The 22,513-nt window shown below is 70.5% G+C and carries 18 protein-coding genes; 5 read left to right on the top strand and 13 right to left on the bottom strand.

Translation table 11 applies throughout. The features are described 5' to 3' along the window. Positions 1-75 precede the first annotated feature (75 nt). The 11 genes from ACIQD6_RS10940 to ACIQD6_RS10990 all read right to left on the bottom strand — a co-directional run bounded on the left by ACIQD6_RS10940 (position 76) and on the right by ACIQD6_RS10990 (position 14,374). A complete protein-coding gene (locus ACIQD6_RS10940; protein ID WP_401880604.1) occupies positions 76-927 on the bottom strand; it encodes an amidohydrolase family protein in 852 nt (283 codons plus the stop codon). Positions 928-933: 6 nt separating this feature from the next. Next, complete coding sequence (locus ACIQD6_RS10945; protein ID WP_401880606.1) at positions 934-1,245, bottom strand: L-rhamnose mutarotase; 312 nt, start codon at positions 1,243-1,245, stop codon at positions 934-936. After that, positions 1,242-2,258: an aldo/keto reductase gene (locus ACIQD6_RS10950; protein WP_401880608.1), complete on the bottom strand. Its 1,017-nt coding sequence runs from the start codon at positions 2,256-2,258 to the stop codon at positions 1,242-1,244. Before ACIQD6_RS10950 ends, ACIQD6_RS10945 begins: the two co-directional genes overlap by 4 nt. Positions 2,259-2,448: 190 nt before the next feature. Beyond that, a complete protein-coding gene (locus ACIQD6_RS10955) occupies positions 2,449-3,843 on the bottom strand; it encodes a wax ester/triacylglycerol synthase family O-acyltransferase (RefSeq protein WP_401880610.1) in 1,395 nt (464 codons plus the stop codon). A 108-nt stretch (positions 3,844-3,951) separates the two neighbouring features. Then, the gene (locus tag ACIQD6_RS10960) at positions 3,952-6,024 is read right to left on the bottom strand and encodes a SpoIIE family protein phosphatase (protein WP_401880612.1); all 2,073 of its coding nucleotides are present in this window, start codon (positions 6,022-6,024) and stop codon (positions 3,952-3,954) included. A 63-nt stretch (positions 6,025-6,087) separates the two neighbouring features. Further along, complete coding sequence (locus ACIQD6_RS10965) at positions 6,088-7,290, bottom strand: DUF6777 domain-containing protein (RefSeq protein WP_401880614.1); 1,203 nt, start codon at positions 7,288-7,290, stop codon at positions 6,088-6,090. Between the two features lie 435 nt (positions 7,291-7,725). After that, the gene (locus ACIQD6_RS10970) at positions 7,726-7,896 is read right to left on the bottom strand and encodes a hypothetical protein (protein WP_401880615.1); all 171 of its coding nucleotides are present in this window, start codon (positions 7,894-7,896) and stop codon (positions 7,726-7,728) included. A gap of 222 nt (positions 7,897-8,118) precedes the next feature. After that, on the bottom strand, positions 8,119-9,651 hold the full coding sequence (locus tag ACIQD6_RS10975; RefSeq protein WP_401880617.1) for an SDR family NAD(P)-dependent oxidoreductase: 1,533 nt from the start codon (positions 9,649-9,651) through the stop codon (positions 8,119-8,121). Positions 9,652-9,847: 196 nt separating this feature from the next. Beyond that, positions 9,848-10,570, bottom strand: coding sequence for a GNAT family N-acetyltransferase (locus ACIQD6_RS10980; RefSeq protein ID WP_401880816.1), 723 nt, complete (start codon positions 10,568-10,570; stop codon positions 9,848-9,850). An 80-nt stretch (positions 10,571-10,650) separates the two neighbouring features. After that, complete coding sequence (locus ACIQD6_RS10985; RefSeq protein ID WP_401880619.1) at positions 10,651-11,571, bottom strand: NADP-dependent oxidoreductase; 921 nt, start codon at positions 11,569-11,571, stop codon at positions 10,651-10,653. Between the two features lie 244 nt (positions 11,572-11,815). Then, on the bottom strand, positions 11,816-14,374 hold the full coding sequence (locus tag ACIQD6_RS10990; protein ID WP_401880818.1) for a PA14 domain-containing protein: 2,559 nt from the start codon (positions 14,372-14,374) through the stop codon (positions 11,816-11,818). 226 nt (positions 14,375-14,600) lie between these two features. On the opposite strand from ACIQD6_RS10990, the gene ACIQD6_RS10995 reads away from it, so the two are divergent. The 5 genes from ACIQD6_RS10995 (at position 14,601) to ACIQD6_RS11015 (ending at position 20,590) form a co-directional block, all read left to right on the top strand. Then, the gene (locus ACIQD6_RS10995) at positions 14,601-15,707 is read left to right on the top strand and encodes a LacI family DNA-binding transcriptional regulator (RefSeq protein ID WP_401880621.1); all 1,107 of its coding nucleotides are present in this window, start codon (positions 14,601-14,603) and stop codon (positions 15,705-15,707) included. Between the two features lie 157 nt (positions 15,708-15,864). Next, the gene (locus ACIQD6_RS11000) at positions 15,865-16,956 is read left to right on the top strand and encodes an ABC transporter substrate-binding protein (RefSeq protein ID WP_401880623.1); all 1,092 of its coding nucleotides are present in this window, start codon (positions 15,865-15,867) and stop codon (positions 16,954-16,956) included. A 1-nt stretch (position 16,957) separates the two neighbouring features. Continuing rightward, positions 16,958-18,610, top strand: a complete 1,653-nt coding sequence (locus ACIQD6_RS11005) for a sugar ABC transporter ATP-binding protein (protein ID WP_401880625.1) — start codon at positions 16,958-16,960, stop codon at positions 18,608-18,610. After that, entirely contained in the window at positions 18,603-19,568 is a 966-nt protein-coding gene (locus tag ACIQD6_RS11010) for an ABC transporter permease (RefSeq protein ID WP_401880627.1), read from the top strand. The genes ACIQD6_RS11005 and ACIQD6_RS11010 overlap by 8 nt, the downstream gene beginning before the upstream one ends. A 5-nt stretch (positions 19,569-19,573) precedes the next feature. Next, complete coding sequence (locus ACIQD6_RS11015; protein ID WP_401880820.1) at positions 19,574-20,590, top strand: ABC transporter permease; 1,017 nt, start codon at positions 19,574-19,576, stop codon at positions 20,588-20,590. Between the two features lie 129 nt (positions 20,591-20,719). Here ACIQD6_RS11015 and ACIQD6_RS11020 read toward each other — a convergent pair whose 3' ends face one another. Then, positions 20,720-21,484: an IclR family transcriptional regulator gene (locus tag ACIQD6_RS11020; RefSeq protein WP_401880628.1), complete on the bottom strand. Its 765-nt coding sequence runs from the start codon at positions 21,482-21,484 to the stop codon at positions 20,720-20,722. A gap of 82 nt (positions 21,485-21,566) precedes the next feature. Beyond that, entirely contained in the window at positions 21,567-22,340 is a 774-nt protein-coding gene (locus ACIQD6_RS11025; RefSeq protein ID WP_401880630.1) for a nucleoside phosphorylase, read from the bottom strand. Between the last annotated feature and the right edge of the window lie 173 nt (positions 22,341-22,513).

The raw sequence follows: 22,513 nt of genomic DNA on the forward strand, positions 1-22,513 counted from the left end.
CGCGCGGTGAGCCGGTGGACCTGCCGGCGGGCCGCGACCACGCGATGCCGCCCGCGGATGAGCCGCAGGACCTGTTCACAGGCCGTACACGCGCCGCGCGGTGGTCCCGAAGACCGCGTCGCGCTCGTCCTCGCTCAGCCCGTCGGTCACCGTCCGGGCCGCGTCGAGCACCTCGCCGTACGTGGCGGCCAGCCCGCACACCGGCCAGTCGGAACCGAACATCAGCCGTCCGGGCCCGAAGGAGTCCAGGACCACGTCCGCGTACGGCCGCAGCACGTCGGCCGTCCAGGAGTCCCAGGCGGCCTCGGTGACCAGCCCGGAGAGCTTGCAGACGGTGTTGGGGCGGGCGGCCAGCGCTCGGATCCGGCCCGCCCACGGCTCCGTCTCGCCCATGGCGACCGGTGGTTTCGCCAGGTGGTCGAGGACGAGAGTGAGGCCGGGCAGCAGCTCCGCGGCCCTGATCGCCGCGGGCAGCTGGTGCGGGAGGACGAGCAGGTCGTACGCGAGCCCCGCCGCCGCGACCGCGGCGAGCCCACGCAGGACGTCCGGGCGCAGCAGCCACCGCGGATCGGGTTCGCCCTGCACCTGGTGGCGGATCCCCACGAGCCGGTCCCCGCCGGGCAGTCCGCGCAGCGCGGCGAGAGTGTCCGCGATGCCGGGCGCGGTGAGATCGGTCCAGCCGACGACCCCCGCGACGAGGTCACTGCCTGCGGCGGCCGCCAGGAATTCCGGTGTCTCCTCGGGGACACCGATGGTCTGGACGAGAACGGTCGCCGTCACTCCGGCTGCCCGCGCCTCCGTCTCCAGCTCGCCGAGGGTGAAGTTCCGGCGGATCGGCGCCATCGCGGGGCCGGTGATCCAGTCCTGGTCGCGTACGGACAGATCCCAGATGTGGTGGTGGGCATCGACGAGGGCCGGCCGGGGCATCGGACGTCAGAGCTCCCAGACCACGGGCAGTCCGGCTGCGGCGCCGCCCTCGGAGTAGTCGTGCACGACATCGAGCAGCTCGGCCATCCTGGCCTGCCAGGCGATATTGACCGGCAGCCGCTCCAGCGCGGCGAGCAGGCGTGCGTAGTCCTCGCACTCCAGCAGATGGAAGAGATCGGTACCACTGCGCCAGATCGTCCAGGAGGTGGCGCCGGCCGCGCGGATCGCGCCGGTGAGTTCGGCGGGCACTTCGCGGTGCGCGGCCTCGTACTCCGCGACACGGTCGGCGCGGACCCGGGTGTGCAGAGCGACTCTCATGACGCGGCTCCGCCCTCGGCCGTCGGTTCTCCGGGCGCGGGCTCCTCACTCAGCAGGCCTTCGGCGCGCAGCTCCGCCCACAGCTCTTCGGGAACGGTACGGCCGAGGAGGTCGGCCACGTCCCGCACCTCGGCCGCGGATCTGGTGCCGACCAGGACGCCGGCGACGGCCGGCTGGCGCAGCGGGTAGTGCAGCGCGGCGGCGCGCAGGGGGAGTCCGTACCGCCGGGTGACGGCGTCCATGCGCAGGGCCCGGTCGAGCAGGGCGGGCGGTGCGGCGGTGTAGTCGTACGTCGCGCCGGGGCGCGGGTCGGCGAGCAGGCCCGAGTTGAAGACCCCGCCGACGATCACGCTCCGGCCGCGCGCCCCGGCCTCGGGCAGCAGTCCGGTCAGCGCCGACTGGTCGAGCAGGGTGAAGCGCCCGGCGCACAGGACGACATCGACGTCGGTGTCGCGGAGGAAGCGGGTGAGCATCGCGGTCTGGTTCATCCCGGCTCCGATCGCACCGACGACCCCTTCGGCGCGCAGCCTCTCCAGGGCCGGATAGGCCTGCTTGAAGGCTTCGTCCTCGTGGTCGTCCGGGTCGTGCAGATAGACGATGTCGACACGGTCGAGGCCGAGCCGCCCGAGGCTGTCGTCCAGGGCGCGTCGTACCCCGTCGGCGCTGAAGTCCCATACGCGGCGGTGCGTGGCCGGTACGGCGAAGCCATGGGCGAGATCGTCGCCCGCCGACGTGGTGTCGCTCACGGCTTCGAGGCGTCGGCCCACCTTGGTGGAGAGGGTGTACGAGTCGCGCGCCCGGTCCCGCAGCGCTTCGCCGAGCCGCTGTTCGGAGAGCCCGAGGCCGTAGTGCGGTGCGGTGTCGAAGTAACGGATGCCCGCGTCCCAGGCGGCGTCGACCGCTGCCAGGGCCTGCTCGGCGGAGACCGGGGTGTAGAGATTTCCGATCCCGGCCGCCCCGAAGGACAGTCCGCTCACGCTGACCGCACCGCGTCCGAGCGTGGTGTGCCGCATACCGCTACCGCCTCCCGAAGGTGGTCCGCCGTTCGATCACGATGAATATTCATCGGATGGCTGACAGGCCGTCAACACCCCGGGAGGAGCTTCTACGGCTCTTTCGGAAGCGAACTGTCCGATCTTTCGGCAGCGGCCTGTCCGATCCGCCTGACGCGCCCGGTCTTCCTGCCCCGGCTCACCTTCCTCATCAGGATGATCCGCCGGCCTGTCCCACGTGTCCGGTGGCCTGGAGCAGCTCTGCCAGTTCGTCGTTCATGCCCCGCGCCAGCCGGTCGAGATCGGGTACGGCCTTGCCGTCGGCGACCAGTCCCACATGCACCCGCCCGCCGTACGTGGACATCGCCACCGCCAGGGACTGTCCGCGCGCCAGGGGCGCCATCGGATACACCTCGCGCAGTGGGCAGCCGCCCAGCGAGAGTGTCGAGCGCGGCAGCGGCACGCTCGTCACCAGGATGTCGAAGAGGATTCTGGCCGCGCTGCCCGCCAGCGGCGCCCCGATCCGGTGGGCGAGCGGCGGCAGTTGGTCGGCGAGGACGGCGACGGCCCCGGCCCCCCGCGACGGGCCGCCGGACTTGTTGCGGTCCATGCCCCGGCGGACGGCGGCGAGCCTGGCCCGGGGGTCGGCCTCGGCGACCGGCAGGCCGAGGAGATAGGCGGAGAACTTGTTCCCGGAGCCGGGCTGGCTGCCGGGACGGCGCCGGGAGACCGGCACCAGCGCGCGTGGAGAGGCCGCGGGCAGCTGGTCACCCCGTTCGAGCATCCAGCGGCGCAGCGCCCCGGCCACTGTCGCGAGCAGGACATCGTTGGCCGTGCCACCGGTGCTTCTGCGGATGCGCCGGACGTCCTCCAGGTCGAGTACGGCGGTGGCGAGCCGGCGCGTACCGCTGGACCCGGCAGTGAGGGCGGGCGTTCCTCGTGGGTCGAGCCGGCTGGCCCGTACGACCGAGGCTCCGATGCCGACCGCGCGGCCCAGCTCCTCGATCCGGCCCCGGGCCAGCCCCGCCACCTGCCAGGGTCCCGGCAGCCAGGAACGGGGCGGCACGGGCCGCACCTTGCGCACCCCGGCCGCCCGCGCGTCGGCGATCTGGTCGAAGATGCCCGCGCCGATGGCGACCGCGCGCATGCCGTCCGCCAGGGCGTGGTGCAGCTTCACGAGGACGGCGAAGGGCCGGCCGGCCGCCGTGTCCTCTCCCCCGGCCGGACCCCGCTCCGTCAGGACGTACATCTCCCAGGGCGGGATGCCGCGCTCCAGCGGCCGTTCCATCAGCTCTCCGGCCAGCCGCGCGGCCTCCGCCTCGAAGTCGCCTTCGGGCAGGGACAGCGTCCTGACATGCCGTCGTACGTCGAAGTCCTTGTCCACCGCCCAGGCCGCGCCGCCGACCGGCAGCCAGACGCCCCGTACCCGCATCCGGAGCCGGGGAATGGCGGCGGCCCGTGCGGCGAGCAGCTCCAGCACACCCGCGCCGTCCGGCGTTCCGGGCGTCGTGGTGAAGAAGGCCAGCGCACCGAGGTGCATGGGATGGTCGGCTGATTCGAGGTGCCAGAAAGCCAGATCGAGAGGTGCCAGCAGCTCGGTGGTCAAAGAAACCCCAGATCCTGGAAGGTGAGGAGTGCGGGAACACAGACAATCGCCAATTGTCCGTTACGTTCAAGTACGATCAAAGCGCGATCAGTTAACGATGTGTTTCGCTCAATGTGGTGAGCGTTCCGGGACGATGAACTCGCACCACACGCACTTGCCGCTGCCGCGCGACTCCACTCCCCACTCGTCCGCCAGCTGATCCACGAGCAGCAGCCCCCGGCCCGAGACCCCCGACTCACCGGCCTCGCGGCGATGCGGCAGCGCACTGGACCGGTCCTCGACCTCGACCCGCAGCCGCCGCTCCGCCCCGGGCAGCACCCGTACGACCACGATCGCTCCGTTGTCGGTGTGCACCAGCGCGTTGGTGATCAGCTCGTCGGCGGCCAGTTCGATCTCGTCCGCACGCTGCCTCGCTCCCCAGGCACTCACCGCCGCCCGGATCATGTGCCGTGTGGTGCTCAGCACCTCCGGATCGCCCTGGCCGACATGCTGCTGGAGCCGCCCGCCGGTCCTCGGGGACCGGGCGCCGCCACGGCGCAGCAGCAGGACGGCGGCGTCGTCCTCGCCGCCCTGTTCGTCCACCGCCCCGCAGAGCTGATCGGCCAGCAGCTGAAGATCGTGCGGCCCGTCCCGTACCAGCCCGGCCAGCAGCAGCATCCCGTCGTCCAGATCCGCGCCCGGCTGCTCCACCAGTCCGTCGGTGTAGAGCAGCAGAGTCTGGCCCGGGTCCAGCTCGATGGTCTCCACGGGGTAGTCGAGCCAGCCGAAGAACGCCGAGAGACCCAGCGGCATCCCGCCGGGCACCGGCAGCCTGCGGCAGCTTCCGTCGGTGTCCCTGATCAGCGGGTCGACATGGCCGGCCCGGACCAGCTGGACCACTCCCGTCGACAGATCGGCCTCCACGTAGGTGCAGGTCGCGAAGCGGTCGGTGTCCAGCTCGTGCAGGAAGACCGACGCCCGGGCCATCACCGTGGCCGGCGCGTGTCCTTCGGCGGCGTACGCCCTGAGCACGATGCGCAGCTGGCCCATGACGGCGGCCGCGTGGGTGTCATGGCCCTGCACGTCCCCGATGACCGCCCCGACCCGGCCACCGGGCAGCGGGATGACGTCGTACCAGTCGCCGCCGATCTCCTGGCCGAGCCGGGCCGAGCGGTACCGGACCGCGATCTCCGCCCCGGACACGGCGGGGATCCGGCGCGGCAGCATCGCCTGCTGGAGCCCCTCCGCGAGGTCGTGGTCCTGCTCGAAGAGCATGGCGCGCTGAAGGCTCTGGGCGATGCTGCTGCTGAGAGTGACCAGCAGGTTGCGGTCCTCGGCGGTGAATCCGTTCTTGTCGCGGTAGAGCAGTCCGAGCGCGCCGATGGGACGTGCCTGGGCGATCAGCGGGAGATAGGCGGCGGCGTTGATCGCGAGCTCACTGATGTGCGGCCACAGCAACGGGTAGGAGGCCGCGAACTCCTCGGCGGACTCGATGAAGCGGGGAACCAGTGTCCGCAGCACCTCGCTCATCGGGTATCCCTCGTCGATCCGCGTGATGCGCGTCCCCGGCACGTAGGAACCGTCGGGCCCCTCGGCGACCAGACGGATGCGTCCCGACTCCAGCAGCCCCATGACGAGGCTGGTGGCGCCGAGGTGTTCGAGCCCGTCGGACTCGTTCAGTACGTCGATGACGTCCTTGACGGTCCTGGCGTGGGCGAGCGCCGCCGCCGTGCCCTCGACGACACTGGTCTGCACGCGGCGTACGGCGGCCAGCTCGAGGCGTGCGGTGGAGTCGACGAGTTCCCGGGCGGCGTCGCGGACGATACCGATCACACGGCAGGGCTGTCCCTCGGCGTCGCGGACGATGCGGCCCTGGATATGGGTCCAGCGCATGGTTCCGTCCCGCCGACGGATCCGGAGGTACGAGCCGTAGCCCTCGCTGCCGTCCTTGAGCGCCTGCTTGATGACGTCATCGAGCCGGATGCCCTCGCTGTGCGGAACCCGCGCCTCAAGGGTCCGGGGACGCCCGTCGAACTCGTCGGGGAGCAGGTCGAAGACTTCGAGGGCCGAGGCATCGAGATGCAGCCGCTCGCGACCGAGATCCCAGTCGAAGGTGCCCATCCTGTTGAGGGACAGGCTGATGTCCGGATGAGCCGGCCAGTCGTCGGGGAGCGACAGGGGACCCGCTGCCCGTTCAGCCATGGAGACACTCTGTCATTATTTGTCGGATTCTTCGAGTGGTCCGGTCTGTCTTGAACTGATCCGTCAACCCTGCGAGGTGTCGGTTCCGACCGGCCCGTCCCCGGGCACGCCCCCCGGGGCGTCATCAGGCCGGGCGAGCCCGTCGGCCGTCCCCGACGGGTCCGCCGGGGCGTCGGCGTCCGGGAGGATCGACTCACCACCCGGTTCGAGCGGACCGCCCCCAGGCGCGTCCAGCGTCCCGTCCGGTGAGCCGCCCAGCGGCCCGTCCAGCCCCGCGTCCAGGCCTGTCTCCACATCCGGACCTTCCAGCACCCCCAGGTCGCCCGGATCACCCGGAGACCCGGGCTCCTGCGGCGAGGACGGCCGCGCGTTGCCGGCGGGGGCTTCGGGCATGGCCTGCCCCGGCGGCTTCACGACGGCCGGATCGGTGATGTCGGCCTCCGGGCCGTACGCCGGCGAGGTCCCGGGAGTCCGGTCACCGTCCCCGTCGGTGCCGGTCCCGCGTTCGAGCCAGGCGTTGTTCGCCGTGTCCACGATGACCAGACTGTCGAGGATCCGCGGGGCACGCTGGATGACGACCACCCGGTCGGGCCGGTAGGACGGCCACGGGTCGCCCCTGTGCCGCACGGAGCCCCGCGTGACGACCGGCGGGCTCAGCGGACCCCCACAGGCGCAGCGCACCCTCGGCAGCCCTCGGTTGTCGACCATGACGGCGGTGCCCGCCTGGAGGACGGACTGGAAGGTACGGGCGGATCCGGCGCGGTAGCCGTGGTTCGTCACCCGGATGTCGACCCGCAGAGCCACCGGGGTGAGCCCCCTCAGGAAGCCCGGCACGGACGTCCGGGTGATGCCCGCCCCCTGCGCGAAGGCGCGGACCTTCGCCGGCTCCTCGGTGAGGAGGCGGACCTGTCGTTCCACATCACAGCTGGAGACGGACCGGGTTCCGCCGTACAGACCGGGCGTGGAGCCGGGCAGGGAGCGGGACGTCCGCGCGGCGCCGTCGCCCGTGCCGGACCCGGAACCCTCCCGCGCGGGCCGAACCCCGGGGCCGGGCCGGGCCCCCGAGCCGGGGCGCGGCTGGACCGCGGCGGTCGACACGGTGAACGGGTCGGGTCCCTCGGCCGCCGCCCGCTGGAAAAAGAGCTCCTTGGCGCCCGGCGCGCTCTCACCCTCGCCACCACCACTCCCACCGCAGCCGGCCGTGATCAGAATGCCTACGGACAGCGCGACGATCGCGGCATGCCGACGACGGATGGGTGAACGCACCAGAATCTCCCGCCTCTTCCTCCAGGAATGTCCTTTTTATGTCTGCCGGATTCACCTCCGGCCCGCAAGCCGGGCCGGTGCCGACAGGCGCGAGGCTTGAACACGTTCAAGCCTCGACATCTCGTTCACGGCGGAATCAAACACGTTCAAGTCTGGAGGTGATGCGGGGTGTCCGCGCTGGTCAGCCCGATCATGGCGACGGCCTGCCGGTGATCGACACCGCGTGGCCGCACCCGTGGGAACCGCCGGAGGGCGCCGCCGCTCCAGGTCCCCGCGCACTACGCCGCCGGTGGCCGACGTCCGGTTCCTGGCCGGACCGACGACCGGACCAGCGGATGAGCCCACGACCGAACCGGCGGCAGAACCGGAAGCGTCCCGCACCCCGGCCGTCGCCGGAGTGCGGGACGGCTGGAGTACGGGACGCGGAACGCTCCGTCAGTCGATACCGGGCAGGATGTGCGGCTCCGCGAGGTCGTCCTCGTAACCAGCCAGCCTGATCGGGGCGGACCTCGCCCACACTTCGAGGTTGCCGAGCTTCTCGGGCCCACGGATCCGTTCGCGGGGTTCCGTCAAGGGCTGTTCAGGCTTCGTCAGATCTGGTGTCACCGCGCACTCCTCTGTGTCGGGTAACTCTGGGACAGGGGCAGCTTCGTCGCGGTGGCGCCGTTTCAGGAACGGGATCGCGGCCGTGGTAGTGGGCCTGTCCCAGCACGGCCGCGGGGATGGTGTATCCCCTGCTTGGCCGGTCGTTCATGTCAGAGTAACCAAATGAGCGTCAGGCCGCTCTATAGGGCCCGCGTTCGGGTGACATTCCGGCCAACCAGCCGACTACCAGTTGGCAGGCGCGTAGTCCTTGAGGAAGCACCCGTAGAGGTCCTCGCCGCCCTCGCCCCGCACGATCGGGTCGTACACCCGGGCAGCGCCGTCGATCAGGTCGAGCGGCGCGTGGAAGCCCTCGTCAGCCAGTCGCATCTTGTCCGGATGCGGTCGCTCGTCGGTGATCCAGCCGGTGTCGACGGCGGTCATCAGGATGCGGTGGGACTCGAACATCTCCTGTGCACTGGTGCGGGTGAGCATGTTCAGCGCGGCCTTGGCCATGTTCGTGTGCGGGTGTCCCGCGCCCTTGTAGCCACGGCTGAAAACGCCCTCCATCGCGGAGACGTTCACCACGTAGGCGCGCTTGGCCCCGGTTCCGGCACCGCTCCCGGAACCGGCCCCCGCACCGGCGCCCGCCGCGGCCATCGCCGGACGGAGCCGGCTGATGAGGATGAACGGCGCGGTGGAGTTGCACAGTTGCACTTCGAGCAGCTCGACCGGGTCGACCTCGGAGACCGTCTGCACCCAGCTGTTGCTGTCGTGCAGATCGGGTACGAGACCACCCGCGTCGATCGCCGTGCCCGCCTCGATCCGCGCGAGCGTGGCGGATCCGCCGACCAGCGCGAGTCCGGTGACGTCCGAGGCGCTCAGGGCCTGGGCCCCGGCGGCCGGCAGGACGGCCCGAGCGCCGCTGCCGAAGGCTCCGATCACCTGGGAGGCCGGGAGTTCACCGGCGGGCAGGGGCGCGGACTCGGCGGCGAGGAGCTCGCTGTACGCCTGCGGGGAGCGGCGTACCGTCTGCGCGGCGTTGTTGATCAGGATGTCCAGCGGGCCCTCGGCGGCGACGGAGTCGGCCAGGGCGACGACCTGCGCCGGGTCCCGGAGATCGATGCCGACGATCTTGAGGCGGTGGATCCAGTCGGCGCTGTCCGGCATCGCCTTGAAGCGACGGATGGCATCGCCGGGGAAGCGGGTGGTGATGGTGGTGTGGGCACCGTCACGCAGCAACCGCAGCGCGATGTACATGCCGATCTTGGCCCGGCCGCCGGTGAGCAGCGCGCGCCGTCCGGTGAGGTCCGTACGGGCGTCACGACGGGCGCGGTTCTCGGCGGCGCACGCCTGGCAGAGCTGGTGGTAGAAGGCGTCGACCTCGGTGTAGCGGGCCTTGCAGATGTAGCAGGAGCGGGGCCGCTGGAGAATGCCCGCGATCTCGCCACTGACCGACGAGGAGGGCAGCAGGCCCTGCGTCTCGTCGTCGATGCGCTCGGCGGAGCCGGTGGCGGTCGCTTCGGTGACGGCCTTGTCGTGGGCGGTCTTGGCGGCCCTGCGCTCCTGGCGACGGCGCTGCTTGACGGTCCGGTAGATACCGGCCGTGGCGCGCCGGACCGCGATCGCGTCGGGGTGGTCGACGTCGAGCTTGTCGAGTTCGTCGAGCACGCCCAGGCAGACGGCCATGCGCTCGGGGTCGATGCCGGGACCGTACTCCGGGCTCTCGCCACGCGCCTGGCTCCCGCCGTACCCAGGGCTGTCCTCTGTCACCGTCATCGCTGTTGCCGTTCCTCGATCACTCGTACGCCGTAGTCCCGGATGGGGCTTTTATTGGCTATTGCGGCGATCCCCGCAGGTCAGGAGCATACCGACGTGCCAGGGGTCAACAAAATGCCGACATCTTATCCGGTTGTCGGGTGGTCCCGCCGCGTCGGTGCTTTCTCGCGGCAGAACAGCGGCCCGTCCGGCCCGGTCAGGCCGGGATGCGCAGTCCGAGGAAAGTGGGCGTCGCGCGCAGCCGGAAGCCCAGCGACTCGTACAGCCTGACGGCGTTCGTATTGTCCGCGGCGGCGTGCAGGAACGGCTCCTCGCCCCGGGCGCGGATGACGTCGGCGACGGCCGGCACGAGCCGGGCGGCCAGCCCCTGGCCGCGGAACGCCGGGTCGGTGCAGACGGCGCTGATCTCCGACCAGCCCGGCGGGCGCATCCGCTCCCCCGCCATGGCGACCAGCGCGCCACCGCGACGGATGCCGAGATACGCCCCCATCTCGATGGTGCGCACCATGAACGGGCCCGGCCTGGTGCGCTCGACCAGGTCGAGCATCTCCGGCACATCGGCGGGACCGAGGCGTACGGCCTCCTCGTCCGGCGCGGTGGCCATCCCCGCACCGACGAGCTGTACGCCCTCGATACGGAAGGTGACCTCCCATTCCGGGGGCGGAGGGACCGGGAATCCGGCGAGCGCGAGGAACCCGCCGGGGCCCGCCAGCGCGGCCGCGTCAGCCCAGTCCGCCTCGACGGGGCCGCCCGGCTCGTCCGGCAGCGCCAGCCAGCCCGACACCTCGGGCGGGTAGCGCAGCAGCCGGCCGCACAGCTCGGCGAAGTGGGCGTGCGGTCCGGTGAGCGCGGAGCGTACGGGGTTGTCCAGCGGGTGGCGGTGGGGCACCGGGGAATCCGACACGCGCGGACGCGGCATGGACGGGCCCGGGCCGGGAGGCACGGACGGGCGCGGTACGGCCGCCGCCGACGGGTGCGGTACGGATCGTGAGGTGCCGCTCACGGTCCGACCTCGATCACGATCTTGCCCTGGGCGTGCCCGTCCTCCATCGCGCGCAGCGCCTCGTCCGCCCGCTCCAGCGGAAAGGTCCGGGTCACGTACGGCCGCAAGGTGCCGGCCACCACGAGCTTGGCGACCTCGTCGAGGACGGCGGCCGTCCGCAGCCGTACGACCGCCGCGCCGCCCAGCTGCGGCACCGTGCCCTTGTCGGCGGCGCTGATCAGTTTCGTACGGTCCTCGACCAGCTCGGCCACGGCCTGGAGAGCGGCGCCGCCGACGAGGTCCAGGACGGCGTCGACGCCGTCGGGCGCCACGGCTCGTACGCGCCCGGCGAGATCGGGGCCCGACGGGACATGGACGGCGCCCAGGGACTCGACGAACTCCTTCTTTCCCGCGCTCGCCGTGCCGATGACACGCAGCCCGAAGCCGCGCGCGATCTGTGTGGCGGCCACGCCCACGCCCCCACCGGCTCCGGTGATCAGGAGGGTGGCGCCGGGGGCCAGGCCGACCTGGTTGACGGCGTCGTACGCGGTCGCCGCCGCGACCGGCAGCGCGGCCGCGTCGGTGAACGAGAGGGCGTCCGGCTTGTGCGCGGTGACCTCGACGGGCAGCAGGGTGTACTGCGCGTAGCCGCCGGTGAGCGTGGACCCGAAGACCGCGTCACCGACGGCGAAGCCCTCGACGCCCGGACCGACCGCCTCGACCACGCCCGCGGCCTCGCTGCCCAGCACCGCGGGCAGCTCCGCGGGCGCGGAGCCGGGCCGGCGGTAGCCGTTCCGCAGCTTCCAGTCGACGGGGTTGACGCCCGCCGCGCGGACGGCCACGAGCAGTTGGCCGGGGCCGGGGCTCACGGGTGGCAGGTCGATGAAGGCCTCCACCTCCGGGCCGCCGTGCTCGGTGAAGACATACGCCTGGGGCATGGGGCTCCTCGCTGTGGCCGATGGCGTCGGTTGCCGCTCTGGACAACGATCGGTCGCCGCTCCGTACGACAAACGGCAATGCCGATCACCCGGCAGCCTATTCCCGGGGGCTCGCGGTGTGCGTCGCGGTGTGCTCGACGGCCGGTGCGGGCGGGAGCGCGGCGGCTTCGGCGGGATCCTCCCCCGGGCAGCCGTGTAGCCCCGGTCCGTCATGGCGTGCGACGGACCGGGGCCACTCGTTCGGTCAGGACGTGCCGCACTCCATCGACGCCGGATCCGCGACCTCGTCGATCAGTGCCTCGTGCGCGGCCTTGAGCCGCTCCACATCGGGCTTCATCACCTTACGGTCGTAGGTGAGCAATCCGTTCAACTCGCCTTCCACATCGGTGATCTGGGTGTAGACCGCCCCGTTGCTGCCCTGGCAGGCAAGCTTCCGGACGTTGGCGAGCTGGCCCAGATACTCCTCGGTGTACTTGGACTGGTCGACACCCACATAGGTGTGCTGCACCGGCCAGGCGTGGCCGGGCACGGCCAGTCCGAGTCCGCCGTACTCCCCGCTGACCAGTGCCCGTCTGCCGTCGGGCGCGGGCAGTTGTGGGCTCGGATAGCCGTGGGCGTCGGCGATGTCGCCGTTCCCGCCGTCCACCGCTCCGCAGCAGTTGACGCCGCTCATGTTGTTGACCAGCCGGGTCGGGTCCCAGGCCTTCGCCTGAGCGGCGACACGCGCCTGGTCGTACTGGCCCCATCCCTCGTTGAAGGTGACCCACATGATCACCGAGGGGCTGCTGCTGTGCTGGTCGATCATCTTCTTCATCTCGTGTTCGTACTGGGCACGCGATGCGGTGTCCGGTGTGACCGTGTTCATCGCCGGCATGTCCTGCCACACCAGCAGCCCCAGCCGGTCGGCCCAGTAGAACCACCGGTCGGGCTCGACCTTGATGTGCTTGCGTACGGAGTTGAAGCCCAGCTCCTTGTGCTTCTTGAGATCGAACGCGAGCGCCTCGTCCGTCGGCGCGGTGTGCAGGCCGTCGGGCCAGAAGCCCTGGTCGAGCGTGGCCATCATGAACACCGGCTTGCCGTTGAGGACCGTACGCGGCACTCCGTCGACCTTCTCGACGGCGATGGAGCGCATGCCGAAGTAGCTGCCGACCTTGTCCTTGCCCGCCTTCACCTCCAGCCGGTACAGGTGGGGGTCCTCCGGCGACCACAGGTGCGGGTCGCGGACCGGCACGCTCAGGGCGGTTCCGCTGCGGCCGGTGACCGTGCCCACCTTGCGCTTCCCGTTGTACGCGGTGGCCGTGACGGGCACACCGTCGCGTATCCCGCGCACCTCGACGGCGAGCTTCTCCCCCGCCACATCGGGGGTGAGCTTGAGCGAACCGGCGTGGTCGGCCGCGACCGGCTCCATCCACACGGTCTGCCAGATACCGGAGGACGGGGTGTACCAGATGCCGCTCGGGTCCAGGCGCTGCTTGCCGATGGGCGGGTTCTCGCCGTCCTTGGCGTCGGTCGGGTCGTAGACGCCGACGATCAGTTCCTGGGTACGGCCGGGCTTGAGGGCGTCGGTGACATCGACGGTGAACCGGTCGTAACCGCCCTTGTGTTCGGTGACCTTGGTGCCGTTGACGTACACCTCGGACTTCCAGTCGACGGCGTCGAAGTTGAGGTTCAGCCGCTTGCCCTGGCCGATCTGCCAGTTGGACGGCACGGTGAAGGTGCGGCGGTACCACATCCGGTCCTCGTGCCGTTCCACACCGGAGAGTTGTGACTCCACGGGGTACGGGACGAGGATCTTCTCGGCGAGCTTCTTCCCGACCGGCGGGCTCTCGCCCTCCTCGGCCGCGGCGAACTGCCACTGCCCGTTGAGGTTCTGCCAGGCGTCGCGGGTCAACTGCGGCCTGGGGTACTCGGGATGGGCGTTTCCGGGCCGGACGTCCTTGGCCCAGGGGGTGCTCAGCTCGTACTCCGAGTTGTTGGGTCCGCTGCTCCAGAAGGCCCCGACCGGCTTGCCCTCCTGGGACGTGAGGCCACCTGTTCCGTCGTAACGGAGGTCTGCCGACCCGCCCTTGCCGACGACCGGTTCCTTGAGGGACACGAGCAGCCGACGGGCGTCGGAGTCATCCCTCTTCACGGTGCCCAGCGGCCATTCGGCGCCGCCGATGACCGCCTTGAGACGGTCGGCTAGGCCGGCGGGAGGCGAGGCGAGGCGCTGGGCGAAGTCCAGGCGCAGGGTGCGGCCGTCGGGCAGGACGGTGGCGGCGACGGCGCCGTCGTACGAGAAGCCGTCGGGCAGCCGGAACGCGGACGAGGGCACCGGCTCCTTGGCCCCGCCGGGCTCGGTCCACCTCAGACGCAGGTTCGAGCCTCCGAAGTGCTCGAAGTACTCCACCTTGATGTCATAGGCCTTGCCCGCGGTGAGTTCGACGGGCGGGGCGCTCTGCTCCTTGTCCCAGTCGTCGACCCAGTGGTCGATGGTGAGCCGGCCGTCCACCCAGAGGCGGAATCCGTTGTCGCCGGTCATCGAGAAGGTGTGCGCGCCGGTGGTCTCCGGCACGATCTTGCCGGTCCAGCGTACGGAGACGTCGTCCGCCCGTCCGGTGGCGGCGGTGAGCCTCGGTTCGAGGTTGGCGAAGTCGAGGGACGGGTCGAATCCCGTGGCCTTGAGTTCGTGGAAGTCAAAGGCTCCCGGGGCGGACTGGGTGTAGTACTCGCCCTTGAGACCATGGGCCTCGACCGGGTCGTCCGCGGCCGAGGCGGCCGGAACCGCGGTCAGTCCCGCGACACCGAGAACGGCGGCGAGCATGAGGGCCAGTTTTCTTCGGATGAGCACAAATCCTCCTTGCGGCTGAGGGTGGCGGCTCGTTGCGACACTCTGTACAACGTTGGAAGGAACGGCAGCTGGCATGACAACATGCCGTTCCGCCCGCTGTCCAGGGTCATGACAGAGCACGGGCCGGCTCCGTATGCAACGGTGTGCAAAATTGGACGAAAGGCGGCCCGCGGGGGTCCGCCTCGGAGGGGAAGTGTCGGTGACCGTCAGCCTCAAGGACGTCGCGGAACGCGCGGGCGTCTCCATCAAGACCGTGTCGAATGTGGTCAATCACTACCGGCATGTCACCCCGGCGATGCGGAGCCGGGTCCAGCAGGCGATCGACGAACTGGGCTACCGGCCGAACTTGACGGCCCGTCACCTACGGAAGGGCCGTACGGGCATCCTCGCGCTGGCGCTGCCCGAACTGGGCAATCCGTACTTCGCCGAACTGGCGGGCGCGGTCATCGACGCGGCCTCCGAGCACGAGTACACCGTGCTGCTCGACCACACCGGAGGTCTCCGTGAGCGGGAGATCCTGGTCAGCCAGGGGTTCCGGGCGCGGGTCATCGACGGGCTGATCCTGAGCCCCATCGAACTGGAGCCGGAGGATCTGCGCGGGCGTGACCACGACGCGCCGCTGGTGCTGCTCGGTGAGCGGGAGTACGACCTGCCCTACGACCACATCGCGATCGACAATGTCGCGGCGGCCAGGACGGCGGTCCGGCACCTGCTCGCTCTCGGCCGGTCGAGGATCGCCTTCCTGGGGGCCCGTACCGACCGGGTCAATCAACCCTCCCATCTTCGACTGCGCGGCTGGCGCGAGGAGTTGGCGGCTGCCGGACTGCCCGCCCCGGATTCCCTGATCGCCCCGACGCGCGGCTGGGAGCACGCGGACGGCGCGGCGGCGATGAGGCACCTGCTGGACGCCGGCGAACTGCCGGACGCGGTCTTCGCGTACAACGACCTGATCGCGATCGGGGCGATGCGGGTGCTGTCGGAGCGCGGGCTGCGGGTACCCGAGGATGTGGCGGTGGTGGGCTTCGACGACGTCACCGAGGGCCGCTACGGCGCGGTGACCCTGACCACGATCGCGCCCGACAAGCACACCATCGCCCGGCTGGCGGTGCAGTCGGTGGTGGAGCGGCTGGGAGTCGCGGCGGAACCCCGGGGAACGACGGATACCCGGGGAACAGCGGACATCCGAGGAACGGCGGAGGCACCCGACTCGGCGGAGGCATCGGGGAACACCGTCGGCGCCGGCAGGCGTGAACTCCGGGCGGATTTCCGGCTGGTGGAGCGGGAGAGCACGATCGGCAGGCAGTGACGGCGCCGTGTCCAGCTGTTATCGCGCGAAGGGTTTACAGGATCCGTACAACGATGTAAAAACCTTCCGAACGATCTCACCGCACCAGCACGTACGCACGAGTTGACCTCCCGTCAGCGCCTCGCGCGACGGGACCGCGCCGAGATGGGGTTCCACCATGAAGTCGTCGTCCGCCGTCCGCCGCACCACCACGAACGTTCTCGCGGCAAGTCTGCTCGCCACGCTCTCTCTCACCGGGTGCGCGAAGTCCGAGGACAGCGCCACGGGCGACACCGGCTCCGCGACCGGGGGCGGCTCGGGCCAGGTGGTCGCCACTCCCGGCGCCGGTGAGGCCGAGACCTGCACCGTCGAGCAGTTCGGTGGCAAGAAGACCGATCTCGCCGGGGCGACCGTCGGCTTCTCCCAGTCCGAGAAGGAGGCCAACCCGTTCCGGATCGCCGAAACCGCCTCCATCAAGGCCGAGGCGGAGAGGCGGGGCGTCAAACTCCTCACCGCCAACGCCCAGTCGCAGTTCTCCAAGCAGATCAGCGATGTCCAGGACCTGATCGCCAAGGGCGCGGACCTGCTGGTGATCGCCCCGCTCAACTCGGACGGCTGGGGCCCTGTCCTGCGTACGGCCGCCGCCAAGAAGATCCCGATCGTCACCATCGACCGGAAGATCAACGCGACCGCGTGCAAGGACTATGTGAGCTTCATCGGCTCGGACTTCGTGGAGCAGGGCAAGCGCGCCGCGGACCGGATGATCGAGGCGACGGGCGGCAAGGGCAAGGTCGCCATTCTGCTCGGCGCGGCCGGGAACAATGTCACCACCGAGCGCACCAAGGGCTTCAAGGACGAGATCAAGGCCAAGGCGCCCGGCCTCCAGGTGGTGTTCGAGCAGACCGGTGAGTTCGCCCGGGAGAAGGGCCAGCAGGTCACCGAGCAGCTGATCCAGTCGAACCCGGACATCACCGGAATCTACGCCGAGAACGACGAGATGGGGCTCGGCGCCGTCAACGCGCTGAAGAGCGCGGGCAAGGAGGCGGGCGCCGTCAAGATCGTGACGGTCGACGGGACGCGCAACGCGGTGCAGGGCATCGTCGACGGCTGGATCTCCGGTGTCATCGAGTCCAACCCGCGCTTCGGGCCGCTGGCCTTCCAGACCCTCGACACCTTCACCAAGGGTGAGAAGGTCGCCCAGGACGTCGTCATCCAGGACAGCGCCTACACCGAGAAGAACGCCACGTCCGATCTGAACAAGGCCTTCTGACGTGGCGTCGGTCGCTTTGCCGGCCGTGCCGCCCGCCGCACCGCCGGCCGTCCTCTCGGTCACCGGACTGACCAAGACCTTTCCCGGCGCCCGGGCGCTCGACGAGGTGGACTTCGCCGTCGGGCCCGGCGAGGTCCACGCGCTGATCGGCGAGAACGGCGCGGGCAAGTCCACCCTCATCAAACTGCTCACGGGTGTCTACCGGCCCGACGAGGGCGAGATCGTCTTCCAGGGCGAACCGGTGTGCTTCGGAACGCCGTTGGAGGCACAGCACGCCGGGATCTCCACCATCTACCAAGAGGTCAATCTCGTCCCGCTGATGAGCGTGGCCCGCAACCTCTTCCTGGGGCGTGAGCCCCGCGGCCGGCTCGGGCTGATCGACTTCGGCCGGATGCACCGGGAGGCGGACGAGGCGCTGCGCGCGCTCGGGCTGCGGGTCGACGTACGGCGGCCGTTGCGCTCGCTCGGCGTCGGCGCCCAGCAGATGGTGGCACTGGCGCGGGCCGTCTCGGTCGACGCGCGGGTGGTCATCATGGACGAGCCGACCTCCTCGCTCGAACCGCGCGAGGTACGCACCCTGTTCGGGGTGATCAGGATGCTCAGGGAGCGCGGCATCGCGGTGGTCTACGTCAGTCACCGGCTCGACGAGCTGTACGAGGTCTGCGACACCGTCACCGTCCTCCGCGACGGCAAGCGGGTCCACACAGGCCCGATCGCGGATCTCGACCGGCTGAGACTGGTATCGCTGATGCTGGGCCGCGAGATGGGCGAGGTCCGCGACGAGGGCCTGACCAAATTCACCGGCACTCACGACACCGGCGGCGAACCCGTACTGCGAGCACAGAATTTGACTTTGCGTCACATCCTGAATCAGGTGTCGGTGACAGTGCGTCCGGGCGAGGTGGTGGGACTCGGCGGGCTGCTCGGCTCGGGTCGCAGCGAGACCGCGAAGGCCATCGCCGGAGCACTGCCACCGGACTCCGGCCGGGTGCTGGTGGCGGGCGTTCCGGTACGTACCGGCTCCACACCCGCCGCGATCAGGGCGGGCATCAGCCTGCTCCCCGAGGACCGCAAGGCGGAGGGCATCGTCCCCGGACTGTCCGTACGGGAGAACATCGCCCTGGCCGCGCTGCCCGGCCTCTCCCGCTTCGGCCTCGTCGACGACGCCCGGATCGACCGGGTGGTGGACACCTTCATGAAGCGGCTGCGGATCAAGGCGTCGGGGCCGCACCAGAAGGTCGGCGAACTGTCCGGCGGCAATCAGCAGAAGGTGCTGCTGGCCCGCTGGCTCGCCATGGAGCCCAAGGTGCTGCTCCTCGACGAGCCCACCCGGGGCATCGATGTCGGCGCCAAGGCCGAGGTGCAGCGACTGATCGACGAACTCGCGGACGAGGGGCTCGGGGTGCTGCTGATCTCGTCCGACATGGAGGAGCTGATCGAGGGATCGGACCGGGTCGTGGTCCTCAAGGACGGCGCGGTCGTGGCGGAGTTGACCGGGGGCGAGGTGACGGAGGACCGGCTGCTGCACGCCATCGCTTCGAAGAGCGGTCATGAGACGGGCAGTCACGGAGAGGACCACCGCCAGGAGAGCGGTCGCGAAGAAGGCGGTCACGGAGAAGGCGGTCGCGGAGAGGACGGGGAGCACCATGACTGACCTGGCAACGCTCGGACGCGTCCCCCTGGACCGGGCACGGTTCCTGACACTCCTTCAGGAGTACGGCGTCTATGCCGGCGTGGCCGTTCTGCTGCTGGCCAACGCCGTCCTCACTCCCAACTTCCTGTCCGCCGAGAACTTCCGTACCCAGGCCGTGCAGGTCGCCCCCGTCCTCATCGTGGCGCTCGGTATGGCACTGGCGATCGGCAGCGAGGGCGTCGACCTCTCGGTCGGCTCGGTGATGGCGCTGTCGACGTCCCTGCTCTCGCTGTATCTCGGGTACGGGCCGTGGGTCGCGCTGATCGTGGCGGTCCTGGGCGGGGCCGTCGTCGGTCTCGCGAGCGGCTCGCTGATCGCGTTCATCGGGGTGCAGCCCATCGTGGCGACGCTGGCGCTGATGGTCGCGGGGCGCGGGATCGCGCTGGTCCTGCTCCCCCAGCTCAAGGACGTACGGGACCCCGGGCTGGCCTCGCTGGGCTCCGGCGATCTGCTCGGTATCCCCTATCTGGTGCTGATCGCCGCCGGGTTGGCGCTCGCCGTCGGTTTCACCGTACGGCGCACGACCTTCGGCCGGCAGCTCCTCGCGATCGGCGACAGCCGGCCGGCGGCGCGGCTGGCGGGACTCCCGGTGCGCCGGGTACTGGTCCTCGTCTATGTCTGTTCGGGCGTGCTCGCCGCGATCGCCGGGGTGCTGGCCACCGCCCGGCTCCAGGCGAGCGACCCGACCTCGCTCGGCACGCTGATGGAACTGTCCGCGATCACCGCCGTGGTCGTCGGCGGTACGCCACTGAGCGGCGGCCGGATCAGGATCGGCGGCACGGTGGCGGGCGCCGTCCTCATCCAGCTGCTGACCGCCACGCTCATCAAGCACGATCTGCCTCCGTCCTGGACGCAGATCGCCCAGGCCGTGGTGATCGTGCTCGCGGTGTACGCGGCACGGGAACGGGGGAAGCGGTGACCACTGTGCAGGTCAAGAGCGCGGCGAGTGACACGGCGCGGACGGAGGAGGAACCGCTCGGCGCGAGCCGGGCCGAGCGACTGAGCGCGCTCGCCCAGCAACACGGCGCGCTCGTCACCCTCGTCCTGGTGTCCGTCGCCGCCTCGATCGGCTTCGACACCTTTCTGACCGGTGACAATCTGGAGAACATGGCCGTCTCCTCGGCTTTCCTCGCCGTTGTCGCGCTCGGCATGACCTTCGTCATCATCACCGGCGGGATCGACCTCTCGGTGGGTTCGCTGTTCGCGCTCGGCGGTGTGCTCGCCGCGTGGGGTTCGCGGTACGGCACGGGCGTCGCCCTGCTTCTCCCGCTCGCGGTGTGCGGACTGATCGGCCTGGTCAACGGCCTGCTGATCGCGCGGGCCCGGCTGGCGCCGTTCATCGTGACACTGGCCGCGATGCTCCTGGCGCGCGGCGTACTGCTGTCGGTCACCGACGAGGGTTCCAGGACCTATCTGGTGGACGAGACATCCTTCTTCGCCCGCCTCGGCCAGGACACACTGCTGGGAATCGCCATTCCGGTGTGGATCACGGTGGCGCTGTTCGCGCTGGGCGCGTTGCTGCTGCGCCGCAGCCGGTTCGGCCAGTTCGTGTACGCGGTCGGCGGCAACGAGGACGCGGCGGCGCTGATGGGCGCCCCGGTGGCCCGTACGAAGATCGCCGTCTACACCCTCTCCGGGCTCTGCGCGGGGCTCGCCGGGGCGCTCAACGCGGCCTGGCTGGTCTCCGGAGTGACCATTCTGGGCAACGGCATGGAGCTGGAGGCGATCTCCGCCGTCGTCATCGGCGGGACGCTGCTGAGCGGTGGCTTCGGTTTCATCAGCGGATCGCTCGTGGGCGTCCTGCTGCTGAAGGTCATCCAGAACGTCATCAACCAGATCGGTTCGCTCGATTCGGCGTACCAACAGGTGGTCAGCGGGGCGTTCCTGGCGGTGGTGGTGATCGCGCAGACCTGGCTGGGACGGCGGCGCCGGATGCTCTGACCGGCAGCGCGCCGGGACCGGGACCCGCGCGAGGCCTGGACCCACGCGAGGCCGAGACCTTCGGTGTGCCGGGACCGCCCTGCCCGCTCCCCCGGGCAGGGCGTACCGCGCCGCCGGCGCCGACCTGACTCAGTGCACCTGGAAGTCGCCGGTGTAGCCGAGTTCCTGCGACATCGTACGGGCGGCACGCAGCACGGTCTCCGTGGCTCGGGCCCGCTCCAGCGGGTCTCGCATCCGGTGACCGGCAGCGGCGAGCGTCACGCTGGAGAACGTCTGCGCGGTGGAGGTGAACACGGGAGCGGACACCGCCCATACGTTGTCGTCGAGTTCGTTCGCGCACACGTCGTACCCCCGCGAACGGACCTCGGCGAGATGGTCCTCCATCTCCTGCGCCGTGCGCGGCGTTTCCTCGGAGTACGCGGTGAGATCCCGGTCGCGGAGCATCACGGAAACGGTCTCCGGCGGGAGGAACGCCAGGACGCTGCGGGCCGAGGCCGCCGCGTGCGGGGGCATCTCCTGGCCCACCCGGACGAACAGCCGCAGCGGATAACGTGCTTCGACGAGTGCGACGCAGATCAGCCGCAGCCCGACGAGTTCGGTGAGGAACACCGTCTCGCCGCTCTCGCGGGCGGCTTCCTCCATGGGCGCGGGCGGAGTGACGATGGAGCCTCCGCCGCCCGAGGAGATCGCGGCCAGCTCGGTGGAGGCGGGGCCGAGGAAGTAGCAGCGGTTGATGGGCGATCTGGTGACGTACTGCTCCTCCGTGAGGGCGGCCAGCACCCGGTGCATGCTGCCGATAGGGATGTCCAGTTGCTCATGCAGTTGCTGCAAGGTCATGCCCCGGCGACTGGCCGCCAGCGTTCCGATGACTCGTAGGGCCCGTGTGACCTGCATACCTCAGCCGTCCGTTCATCCGGAGATGCGTGTGTGCCTGGCATGCCGGTCCTGCCCCCCGGCCCGCGACCATGAACGTGGGTCACCCCACCACCGACAACGACCGCGCGCAGTGGGCCGCCAGCCGCAGCATGGCCAGTTGCGCGGGCCGGTAGTCCTCCAGCCAGTCGTCCGTGGCCCGGTTGGCGTGCGCCACCAGCAGGGCACCCGCCCGTACGCCCATGGCCCGCGCCACCGCGAGTACGGTCTCGGCCTCCATGTCGAGACCGTCGACGCCGAGCCGGACCAGGGCGGACAGCCGCTCCGCCGCCTTCTCCTGGTGGCCGGGCAGGGGACGGCCCTGGCCCAGGTAGTACGAGTCGGTCGAGGCGACGGTCACCTCGGTCAGGCCGGTCCCCAGGGAGGCGGCTCCGGCGCGCAGCGAGGCGAGAACCTCGTCATCCGCCGTGCTGCCGTCGGGCGTTGTGGCATAGTACGCGGCGGCGCCGCTCCCGGGGACGGCACGTGTCACGGCGCAGACGGAACCGGGTGCGATCCGCTGGGTCAGTGCTCCCATGCCTCCGGTACGGAGCACGGTCGTCACTCCCAGCCTGGCCAGCTCGACCACGGCGATCTCGGTCGAGGGTCCGCCGATGCCGGTCGAGCACACCGCGATCGGTGTCCCGTCCAGGCTTCCCACTCCGATTCTGAACTCCCGGTTGTCGCCCACGATGCCGAAGTCCGCGAGCACTTCGGCGGCGAGGTCGACGCGGGCCGGGTCGCCGGGCAGCAGACAGACCGGGGGCAGCATGCCCAGTTTGGCCGGAAGGTGCGGTGGCGCTCCGTCCTGCCAGGGATCCTGGGCACTTCTGGCCATCGGTGAACCTCCATATGTGGATGACTGGCTTCCAGCAGCGGAAGTGTGCACCATCACTAAATTCGGCGTCAATAGCGCCGAGGGTTGCCGAATTGACACATCTGTCTGTGTAGGTTTTGTGGATGTTTCCAGCAATGTCTCGCATGTAACCACTGGTGCCACAGCTTGACGAT

Source organism: Streptomyces sp. NPDC088400 (genome assembly GCF_044753355.1).
GTDB lineage: Bacteria > Actinomycetota > Actinomycetes > Streptomycetales > Streptomycetaceae > Streptomyces.

Coding starts and splice junctions, on each gene's coding strand:
- ACIQD6_RS11000 (WP_401880623.1), top strand. CDS start 15,865: ATGAAGTCGTCGTCCGCCGTCCGCCGCACCACCACGAACGTTCTCGCG.
- ACIQD6_RS11025 (WP_401880630.1), bottom strand. CDS start 22,340: ATGGCCAGAAGTGCCCAGGATCCCTGGCAGGACGGAGCGCCACCGCAC.
- ACIQD6_RS10975 (WP_401880617.1), bottom strand. CDS start 9,651: ATGACGGTGACAGAGGACAGCCCTGGGTACGGCGGGAGCCAGGCGCGT.
- ACIQD6_RS10950 (WP_401880608.1), bottom strand. CDS start 2,258: ATGCGGCACACCACGCTCGGACGCGGTGCGGTCAGCGTGAGCGGACTG.
- ACIQD6_RS11020 (WP_401880628.1), bottom strand. CDS start 21,484: ATGCAGGTCACACGGGCCCTACGAGTCATCGGAACGCTGGCGGCCAGT.
- ACIQD6_RS11010 (WP_401880627.1), top strand. CDS start 18,603: ATGACTGACCTGGCAACGCTCGGACGCGTCCCCCTGGACCGGGCACGG.
- ACIQD6_RS10960 (WP_401880612.1), bottom strand. CDS start 6,024: ATGGCTGAACGGGCAGCGGGTCCCCTGTCGCTCCCCGACGACTGGCCG.
- ACIQD6_RS10945 (WP_401880606.1), bottom strand. CDS start 1,245: ATGAGAGTCGCTCTGCACACCCGGGTCCGCGCCGACCGTGTCGCGGAG.
- ACIQD6_RS10985 (WP_401880619.1), bottom strand. CDS start 11,571: ATGCCCCAGGCGTATGTCTTCACCGAGCACGGCGGCCCGGAGGTGGAG.
- ACIQD6_RS10940 (WP_401880604.1), bottom strand. CDS start 927: ATGCCCCGGCCGGCCCTCGTCGATGCCCACCACCACATCTGGGATCTG.
- ACIQD6_RS10980 (WP_401880816.1), bottom strand. CDS start 10,570: ATGCCGCGTCCGCGCGTGTCGGATTCCCCGGTGCCCCACCGCCACCCG.
- ACIQD6_RS10990 (WP_401880818.1), bottom strand. CDS start 14,374: ATGCTCGCCGCCGTTCTCGGTGTCGCGGGACTGACCGCGGTTCCGGCC.